The organism is Aquimarina sp. 433 (assembly GCF_054054605.1).
In genome coordinates, this window is record NZ_JBSWZK010000007.1 from 258,047 (window position 1) to 269,194 (window position 11,148).

At 33.4% G+C, this 11,148-nt stretch carries 5 protein-coding genes; all 5 read left to right on the forward strand.

Going from position 1 to position 11,148, the window contains the following annotated elements:
• Positions 1-57: 57 nt before the first annotated feature.
• The 5 genes from ACWNT5_RS15825 (at position 58) to ACWNT5_RS15845 (ending at position 11,127) form a co-directional block, all read left to right on the forward strand.
• On the forward strand, positions 58-2,871 hold the full coding sequence (locus ACWNT5_RS15825; protein ID WP_456517878.1) for a hypothetical protein: 2,814 nt from the start codon (positions 58-60) through the stop codon (positions 2,869-2,871).
• A gap of 15 nt (positions 2,872-2,886) precedes the next feature.
• Positions 2,887-6,690, forward strand: coding sequence for a hypothetical protein (locus ACWNT5_RS15830; RefSeq protein WP_456517879.1), 3,804 nt, complete (start codon positions 2,887-2,889; stop codon positions 6,688-6,690).
• Between the two features lie 3 nt (positions 6,691-6,693).
• Positions 6,694-8,343, forward strand: coding sequence for a contractile injection system tape measure protein (locus ACWNT5_RS15835; protein WP_456517880.1), 1,650 nt, complete (start codon positions 6,694-6,696; stop codon positions 8,341-8,343).
• Between the two features lie 297 nt (positions 8,344-8,640).
• Positions 8,641-10,431 (forward strand): eCIS core domain-containing protein, encoded by a 1,791-nt coding sequence (locus tag ACWNT5_RS15840; protein WP_456517881.1) that lies wholly within the window; start codon positions 8,641-8,643, stop codon positions 10,429-10,431.
• A 30-nt stretch (positions 10,432-10,461) separates the two neighbouring features.
• Complete coding sequence (locus tag ACWNT5_RS15845) at positions 10,462-11,127, forward strand: hypothetical protein (RefSeq protein WP_299607155.1); 666 nt, start codon at positions 10,462-10,464, stop codon at positions 11,125-11,127.
• The last annotated feature ends 21 nt before the right edge of the window (positions 11,128-11,148 follow it).

Sequence of the window (11,148 nt, forward strand, 5' to 3'; positions counted from 1 at the left end):
TGATTTTTAGAATACAGTAAAAGTAGAGAAAGAATTAATTATTAAAAAGTAAAACTCGTGAAAGAAACGATATCCATACCCAAAAATGTAAGCACCAAAAATGATTTGGATTATGAATACTTGCGAGAAATTGGAGTAGACTATATAGAGAAAATCGGGAGTAAGCTATGGACAGATTATAATGTACATGATCCTGGGATTACTATTTTAGAAATGCTGTCGTATGCTATAACAGATTTGTCGCAACGTATTGAAATGCCTATAGAAAATCTTTTAGCATCTAAGGAGAATAATATGGCAAAAATGCACGAACAGTTCTTGTCTGCTATACACATTTTACCTACAAAATCAGTTACAGCTTTAGATTATCGCAATCTTTTTATTCATATTGATGGTGTAAAAAATGCATGGATAAAACAGCACGAAGAATTTATACACGTCAACTGTAAAGAACATCCGGCTCAATTATCCTATACTCCTTTTGATGAAAACCAAACTTTTCCAGAACCATTTAAATTAAAAGGTCTTAATGATGTAATTATTGATCTGGAGGAAGAAGTTGAAGATCCAACTACCATTATTTCTTTAGTAAAAGACATATATCATCAGAACAGAAATCTTTGTGAAGATGTAGTAGATGTTTCTATTGTAAAAGAACATCCTATTGCGATCTGTGCATATATAGATTTGGATCCAGGTGCTGATGAAGAATATATACTAGCACTCATTTATCAAGCCATAGACCTCTATTTTTCTCCAACCGTTAATTTTTATTCTTTACAGCAAATGTTTGATAAAGGATATACAACAGATCAAATTTTTGAAGGACCAATTCCTTTTTCAAGTGGATGCACCCATTTAGAAAATGATAAAGGTGGTTTTATTGATAAAGAAGAACTGATCAAAGCAGATCTTCGAAAGGATGTTCGATTATCTGATATCATTCAGCTCATCATGAATATCGAAGGGGTTCATGTAATTAAGGATATCTCAATTAGTAATTGTGGAGAAACTTTAGGGTTAGAAGGTGCATGGAATATTTGTATTAAGGATTGGCATAAACCAGTACGATGCGATAAAAGTACTTTTAATTTCACCAAGGGACTATTACCAATAGGAATTAATAAAGAAAAAGTAGCGACCCACTTAGCTAAACTAAAAGCACAGGAAAAAGCCAAATATGAAGATGTTGAGATAGAAGATGTAGCAATGCCATTAGGGAAATACATGGCGCCAGAAAGTTACACAACTATTCAGAATGATTTTCCTGATGCCTATGGGATTTCTCCTTTTGGACTTCCCGGAAATGCTAAAAAACCAAGAAAGGCCAAAGCAAATCAATTAAAAGCATATTTGTTGTTCTTTGATCAGGTATTGGCCAATTATTTTCAGCATCTATCCAAAGTAAAAGATTTGTTATCAGTAGATGAACATCTGAAAAAACTATATGTGGATAATGTAATACTTACCGAGGCAGAAGAACTCAAGAATAGGCAAACCTATTATGCACAAAAAGTTGAAGATGTTACTGATATTAAAATGATAGTAGGGGATTATTCGAATTATGAATCTGATCTTCTGGAGATTATAAATGATCTGCACGAAGAAAAAACTGGAAAAGAAGTATTCTATGAACGAAGGAATCAATTATTAGATCACTTGATCAGTCGATTTGCTGAACGATTTGGTGACTACGCTTTTATGATGAAATTAATTTATGGAGATAATGATATTGCCAATGATGAAATTTTGAGGGCAAAGCTTAGTTTTTTACAAAATTATAAAGAAATCAGTTGCGCAAGAGGATTGGGATTTAACTACTGTAATCCAGAATCTACGATAAACGATAATGGTATTTGGGATACGGTGAATGTTTCAGGTGTTCAACAAAGAATAGCAAAATTACTTGGAATTGTAGATCATAGTAGAAGAGATTTAGCTTCCGAATTTTTAGAAGTTTATGAAGAACTCGATGATGATGGTGTAACAGAATACAGATGGAGAATTAAGAATGAAAGTCAGGTTTTGCTTTCCTCCAGTAAGCATTATCATAGTTTAGAGGATGCTTTTAAAGAGCTTTTCTTAGCATATCACTATGCTAAAAATCCAGATAATTATGATTTTAAGTTAACCGAAGATGGTACTCAGACATATTTCAACCTAATTAATCCTGATATCAATGATCCAGAGAACGAAGATTGGATTATTGCCAGAAGAATAGCTTTTACAGACACTAAAGAAGAAGGGATAGCTGCGAGAGATGCTCTAATTACACTAATAAAAGAGGTAACCGCAGATGAAGGAATGTATATCATAGAACATATCCTGCTTAGACCAGATAAGAATAATTTAGATCAATTTGATGTTGAAGATCCTTCAGGATTAGAACCCGATGCCAGTCCAGAAAATTTTATGCCAGTATGCATAGATGCAGATTGCAAGTCATGCAGCCCTTTCGATCCATACTCTTTTAGGGTTTCGATCATACTTCCAGGATGGACCAAGAGATTTGGGAATAAAGATTTTAGAAGATTTGCCGAGCAATTGATTAGAGAAGAACTACCTGCTCATGTTTTGGCCAAAATATGTTGGATTGGACATCCCTTAGGATTAGTGCCAGATGAAGAAAATGATATGCTACACCTTCAAACCAAATACAAGAGCTTTTTAGAGCAATTACATTGTGATACCACTATAGAAAGCAAATCAGATATCGAGAAGTATAGAGCTACTTTGAATGAATTGATAGAGGCTATGAATAAGGCCAATACAATTTATCAAACAGGAAGATTGCACGATTGTGATAATGATGATACAGAAGAAACAGGAAACAAAATAATATTAGGAAGAACCAACATAGGGAATCTTTAAAAAAGAAGAAAAATCATGGCAACAATACGATTAGAAGAAATTACAACACAATATCGATCTTTTGTTGATGATCAGGTATTGACAGCAGAACAATTAAATACTATTATAGAATATTTCGAAGATCAAAATCGACTTACTCGTATTTGTTTAAGTGGAGTAGGAATCGTCTGTGGTTTAGATGTTTCGTATGAAGAAAATAGTTCTATAATCATTTCGGATGGATGTGCAGTAACCACGGATGGAGATTTGGTGAAGTATCTTTCTAAGACATATACACATACCAAGGTTTTTGAAGATAGTGAAGCTAATTATAGCAAATTTGATACTATCAATACCATCCATGAACTGATTACCACAGAAGAATCAGAAACTACGGAATCCCTTGCCCTGAATGAATTAGAAGATATCAATGATAAAGTAGTCGTGCTGTATCTAGAAAATTTTGCAAAAGAAGAAACGCCATGTACTTCTACCGATTGCGATACTCAAGGCCAAGAACAAGTTGCCAACATTAGAATCTTATTAATATCCAAAAACGATGCGAAAACAATTAGTAATCAATCTAATGATCCAATCTTTAACAGACATAGTACCACAAAGAAGTTTATAAATCTTCCAGAATTAGCAGTAAAACGTGTTATCCTAACAAACCAATACATAGTAGACAATTCTGGGAATACTGTTATTTCTCAGAACTCTAATACAACAAATTATTACCGATTAAAGAAAAGTTATTACGATGTAATTAAAAGTACTTCTATCATAATAGATTTAAAAACAGCTATTACTCGTCTATTTACGGATTTTAGAACTTTATTGGATACGGATTCTTTAGAAGTAAATAGCAGCAAAGGTATTATTGATAATATAGATGGTTTATTTGATTTTAGTATAAATGATATTCCTATAGATATTCAATATAGATATGACCTTTTAAAAGATTTGATAAGTACCTATACAGAAATTAAATGTTTATTATTTGATTTAAGATGGGTTTGTTGTCCCAATAGAAACGCATTTCCGAAGCATCTTTTATTAGGTGAATTAGTTCCTGAAGAAGGTTATCTCGAATGTAGACATAGTTTTTACCCTTCATCAATTATTACCGATGGTAAAGAAAAATGGTTAGAAATACGAAACCTAATTCTGCGTATGCACTATATGCTAGAAGAGTATCGAATTACACCATCTGCTTTTACTGCAATAAAAGTGACACCATCAAGAGACTATGATGAAGATTTAAGCAAAAGATCAATACCTTATTATTTCAGTACTTCTAAAAACCTTATTCAGAATTGGAATTATACAAAAACCAAGAAATTCCAGAAAGATCAGAATTTAGGGTATCGGAGTTCGAATCTATCCAGTAATGATACTATTCAAAACCCCTTAGATTATAATATTGACACAAACGATTTCTATAGAATTGAAGGTCATTTAGGAAAGGATTATCGCACTGCAATAAAGGATCTAGATACTATAAAAACCGAAAAAGGGTTAGCGTTTGATATAAAAGTGTTAAGTATTGACGAAGCCTTAGAAAGTTTAGATTTATCGGATTATAAATGCCAATTCGAAGACCTTAATGCAGTATTGAAAGCCTGGAGAGCGGAACAAAATTGTTTGAATGCAAGTGTAGCTAGATTTTTCTCAGGGTTTAGTTTACAAGATAAAGGAAAACATAAATACTACAGAGTAAATAGTTTTGAAACCAATAATACTGGACTTGTAGCTGAAGAGCGTTCTTTTTTAGCTCCGATCACTCTTGATACTAGTAGAACTGCTTCTATAAATACATTGGCTCTGGAGACTAATTTTGCAAATATAGGAGGTTTTGAAACAGTATATAATGTAGATACCGTAGTAGAGGAAAATATTATCAAAGAAGAAGATGTTTTAGGAAAATTTATAGATAAAGCATTTAAAGAAAAACCAGAAGGCTCTGCAGAGGATATTATCGCAGTAATTAAAAAAGATATAGAAGAGGATCCTGTTATTTCTGCTTGGGAAACAGAAATAAAAGAAGTAGCAATAGATCAGCCAGCAGAGATATTAGCGCATACAAAAGTAGCTACTAGATATATTCCTAACAGTGTAGAGGAAATGGAACCGCAGCGAATTAATGATTACAAAATCACCATTGAGAGTCTATGCGAAAAAGTAGAAGCCTATAAAAAGAGAACTACAGGATTATTATACTCGCAAGCATCAAACTATCAAAGAACAGGTTTTGAACAGCAATATGCATTGTTGTTAAATCAATTGTCAATTAATTGTTGTGCAGCAGAGAAAATAGAAATACTACTAGATGAAATTCAAAAGCGCAAAGAAGAAGTTCTTTCTCAAAAACTATTATCAAAATTTGTAGAAAAAAATTCTGGATTAGAGCATAAGGCAGGTGTAAAACCAGGAGGAACTTTTGTAATGGTATACAGAGGGAGAACCAAAACACAAGGATTATCAATAGCCAATAATACGTTTTTATCGTTAGCACCTGTGACAAATGCAGTTACACCACTTAGTTTTTCTACTATAAATAATCCTATCACGTTAAACCCGCTTACGAATATAAATACGAATAGTTTAGCACTAAATCCAATACTTCCAGAACTAAGTGTAGCTAATCTCACAGGACTAAACGACCTTTTTTCCGTTCCAATTTCTAATGTTACAGAAAATACAGTGGTAGCAGATTTTTCATTACCGTATATGTGTTGTTCTGATTGTGCTCCAACAGCATTTATTATTCCTAAACAACCTGTTTCACTTCGATTACCTGTGGATCATATTTGTTTGCATAACGAAACTGCTCCAATTCCTTTCGAAGTAGTTCCAGCAGATGGAATTGTGGCTGCAAGCGTGGATGAAAGCCAAAATGGAGGAGTAGTACAGATAGATGGTCGATTCTTCTTTGATGCGAGTCAAGTGACAGAAGAATTGTTAGGTAATGAAATAGCGTTTACAGTAAATGATCAAATTACAGATGCTAAAATCACAGTGTTTAGAAGACCAGAGTTTGATTTTGAAAACTCTGAACCACGGTATTCTAATGATAATACAATAGCCTCAGTAAACTTTATGGTGCTAGGAGTTGACCTTCCTGCAGGCGTTACTTATTTCTGGGATTTTGGAGACAATACGTTACCTGATAACAGAACAGACGAAAACCCAAGACACGAGTTTAAACTTCCTGTAAATGATCAGAATTTAGCGACGGTTACTTTAACAATAACTAATGGGAAATGTAGTCATGATGTTTCTCATGATATTCAGTTTGAAGTAGAAGTGATCGATACAGCATGTGTAATTGATGCAAAAGAAACTATCCAAAAAGGATTCGAAGAATTACCACAGTTTAGTGATTTATCCGAAGAAATAAGAATCAACATTTTTGAGCCTACATCAACTTTATACAAAACTGTTGTACAGGATATGGATGCATTTATTGCAGGGAAGTTCAATGATCAACTAGGGAACGGTTTTGGCCCTCTAATTACGACAACCGCAGAAGCAATTTTAAAAAGAATTCAAGAACAAGATAGTTTCGAATTTAACGCTTTAACCAACATTTTTAGGCTACAAATACAATTGTTCTATGCTATCTTATGCTGTCAGTCCAATGATCAAATCGAAGAATTCAGAGGAGAATTAGAAGAGGTATTGGCATCTATTACAAGGGCATTAGAAGAGTTTAGAAATAATCAAATGATTGTGGATACTGATGGAAGATTAAAAGAATTTTTAGAAATCACATTCGAAAAAGTATCGGACAAACCGCTTTTAGAAGAGAGAATCAAAGAACAATTAGAACTTTTATAAGTAATGGGTAATAGCAAGCATATCATAAATAGAGTACTCTTTGAGGTAAATACGGCCGATACTAAAACGGCATATTACCTCAAAGATCATCTAGATGTGTTTTTAAAAGATAGTTTATTGCCTACGATTACCTCTTATTTTAATAGTGTACAAACATTTGGGGATCAAATCTTACGATTCGATACACTTAGACTAGATATTGATTGTGCTAATGTAAAAGATCAAGTACAACTCCAGTTGGATGTCGTCAGGGCATTTCAAAAGAAATTGGGCAATATGGATGACAAAGCGTTTTTAGACACAAAAGATGCTCCATTCTTACGAACTACCAAAGAGAAAAGTGATGTAGATGCATTTTTCCATTTTCTAAAAACAGGAAGAAATCCATGGTGGGATTCGGAAAAGAAATTAGAAGATCCTTTATTTATAAATACACTCATTTCCAGGAAGAACTTTAAGAAGGAGCTTTTAGAAAAGATAGGAAACTCAAATATTCGAAAAAGATTGATATATCAATTTTCTGATGAGGTTTTGATTAGCATTTTCAGTAACAGGAAAAATAATATTTCTTTTCCGAAAACACTAACAAACCAAGACAAGCGAGAACAATTCTGGGATTCAATCATAAGGTTTCAGAGGCATAAAAATAAAGAAATACTTCATGAAGAGTTTAATAAATTAGATCACTTTGGTACAAAAAAAACTATTCAAAAAGAGGTTGCCCATTTTTTCAAAGAACGGTTAAGATTAAAAGATCTTATAAACAAGGATCTACTTCCTGAAGAAATCAAGCTATCAGAACTACAAAGTGTAATTGCGAAAGCATTTACTAAACAAATCAAATTAGCACTAGAAGCAAATAAGGTATTCAAAATTTCTTCTAAGAACATTGAAAAGCACATCGATGATAAATTCAAAAAGAATATAAACAACAAGGTTCTAAAGAAATTAATCGTCCAATTTACAAAGGAGTTATCAACCTTTGTGAAAGAAAAACAAGCTGGTTCACGAAAAGCAATGCAATCTTTTGTCGAAGAATTATTAGATGAACAACTAGCCATCGAGGTAGATAATAATTTACAAAATATTGATACCGTCAAAGATCAAATATTTCAGTATACAGAAGAAGAAATAGACGAAATAGAAGATGTTGCTATTTACATACATAATGCAGGTTTGATCTTGCTTCATCCTTATCTAAAAATCTTGTTTGGTGCTTTGGGACTTTTGGATAAAGTAGGTACAATAGTTCCAGAAAAAGTAGAATTGGCAATCCATTTATTGCACTATCTGGCTACCAAAGAAGAAGAACCGATGGAAACAGACTTAACATTAGAAAAGTTCCTATGTGGCTACCCATTAGATAAACCAATTCGGAAGCATATAAAGCTCTCCAAAAGTTTTAAAGAAGAAAGCGAAAAATTACTGAATTCAGTTATCCAAAATTGGCAGGTACTAAAGAACACTTCCGCAGATGGATTACGAGAAAACTTTATTAAAAGGGATGGTAAGTTACTATTAGAACAAGAATCGGGTAAACATCGAATCATTATTGAGCGTAAAACTCAAGACCTACTATTAGAAAAACTTCCATGGAATCTAAATATGATTAAACTACCATGGTTTGATCAACTGATTTTTGTGGAATGGTGAAAACATAAACAAGATAGTTAAGATATGTACTATAAATAGGTTAATCAAAATCTGTTTTCAAGGTTAGGCAAAACTTCCTCCTTTGAAGGAGGATTGAGGAGGATGTTGAAAAACACCCGTCCCAACCTTCCCTTCAGGGAAGTAGTAGCTATAGAATTGAATAATAGTTATATAAACAATGTTTCAATCATAGCTTGTCGAAGTGAATTTAAAAGCAAAAAGAACTAAAGCTCGAACGATTTTATAAGTTTTCGAATAGAATACACAATTAGATATAAAGTAATAAATAGATACGGCATGAGATTACAGCGAAAGAAAAAACCAGGAGTTCAGCATCAGGGATCACAAGCTTTTATTCAGCCAAAACTAAAGGTAGGACAGCCAGGTGATAAATACGAAGTAGAAGCAGATAAAATGGCCGATCAGGTAGTAAATAAACCTTCTTCCGAAACAGAAGGGGCTATTCAGAAAAAGGACTCGGAAGAAGAAGTGCAGCAAAAACCTCTGGCTAGTACAATAACTCCTTTAGTTCAGACAAGTATGTTTAAAGATAGAAATGAAGGAACCGTCCAGAAGATGGAAGAGGAAGAAGCAGTACAACAAAAAGAGGAGGAGGAATCTGTTCAGAAGATGGAAGAAGAGGAAACGGTACAACAAAAGGAGGAAGAAGATGCTGTTCAGAAAATGGAAGAGGAGGAAACCGTACAGTCCAAATGTGATGATTGCGAAAGTGAAGAAAGTGTACAAAAGATGGAAGAGGAAGAATCCGTACAAGCGAAGTCAAATCCGAATGCTGTTTCTTCAGGTGTAAAGACCAACGCTTCGATAGAATCAAGATTGAAATCTAGTAAAGGCAGAGGAAATAAAATGTCTGGAGATACCAAAAATGAAATGGAAGCAGGTTTTGGTGCGGATTTTAGTAATGTAACTATTCATACAGATACAAATGCAGTTCAGCTAAGTCAGGAATTGGGAGCACAAGCATTTACGCATGGGAATGATGTGTATTTTAATAAAGGTAAATACAATCCCGATTCTAAAGAAGGGAAACATCTTTTAGCACACGAACTAACACATACCGTTCAGCAAAGTGGAATGGTAAATAAGGAAATTCAAAAGAAGCATAAATTGGAGAATGATCCTAAAGATGCACCATCAGGAATGGGGTGTAGTGTTGCTAATGATGGTGCGTTTGGAATGCAAATGAGCATTAATCATGGTGTAGGAAGTAGTAATTTAACAGAATCAGATAAAGCAATGTTATCAAATCTGGCAATGAATTGGCATGCTTCTGGAGGTAAAGATATTATTCGAATTGATGGTTTTGCTAGTATCGATGGGAAACCAACATTTAATTGGGGACTTTCCTGCGATAGAGCAGAAAAGGTTGCAGAAGAGTTGATGAATCCGTCAGATGGATCCCAAGGAATTCCAATGGTAAATATCAAAACTTTTGCCAATGGTGAGACCAATCAATTTTCAAAATCTCTCAGTCCTAACAGAAGAGCAGTAGTCACGATTCCAAGTACTGTTCCACCACCAACTCCAAAGAAAAAGAAACCTAAACAAAAGACTTTAACGCTGAATGTGGTTCATGTAAAAGGTAGTAGTGGAAACGTTTCAAGCGCTATTAATTATGCAAATAATGAGGTCTATCATCAAGCCAATATTAAAGTAAAGAAAGGAAAAGAAATCAGTTTACCAACTTTTATATCAAAACTGATTATTGGTAATGATTTGGTTTTAGATGAATATCCCAACCCTACGAGTCCTACCAATGAAGAAAAAGCATTGTTGCCTTTAAATCAAAAATCTGGAGAAATCACCTTGTTTTTTGTGAAAGAATTGAGTGCAGGTAGTTTAGGAGAAGCTTTTTGGCCAGCCACAGGAACAGGACTTTTAGGAGTAGTAGTTAGTAACGTAGGAACAAATAATACTGTATCTCATGAAATGGGACATGTACTGCTAAACAGAGGAACACATGTCGTTCCGGATAATACATATTTAATGCATTCCACAGCTTCAAATCCCAAAAAACTTACTCCAGAGGAAATTAAAACCATGAGATCAAGCTCTTTCGTAAAGTAACTTTTTTAATAATAATTGAAACTAACCATCATGAAAGCATTATTAAATGATTTATATCTCTATGAACTGGTACTGTTGTTACTAGGTGTTTTTTTATTCCTGATTCTAAGTGCTGGATTGGTGTATTATATTATCAAAAAAGAAGAGATTAAAAAATTACTACTGTTCTTTCCAATTCCTATTTTAATGATAGGATATCCAAGTGTAAAAGAAATAACAATCTCATCAGATAAAATTGCATTTTCGAAGTATCAGGAAGAATACATTAATAATCCTGAAGATACTATTGCAAAACAAAACTTAGAAAAGCTCACTGAAAAACTCGAAGAGCGAGCTCATTCTCCAGAAGATATTATAGAGATTAGCAAAGCAAAATTGTTGTTAGGGAACAGTAAAGAAGCTGTGCAATATGCTAATAAGGCTATTAAAATAGAGAAAGAGAGAAAAGAGAGAACCGATTCAGAAAGTACGTCAATAACTAAAGATCCATCGGTCAATGCTTCTCAAAAATCAAAAATTACTGCTCAGGCAAAGCAGTTAAAACAGTTAGCACGAATTCAGAATATGAACAGCAATGATATAGATACCAATGCTTTAAATGCTAAGATAAATGAGTTAAAAGTTGATAAAGAACTAGTAGGAACCAAAGAAATCATAAAAAGAAAAGCTTTGGGGAATTTAAAGGTCAAAAACTAAAACATCGATATAACAGTAGAT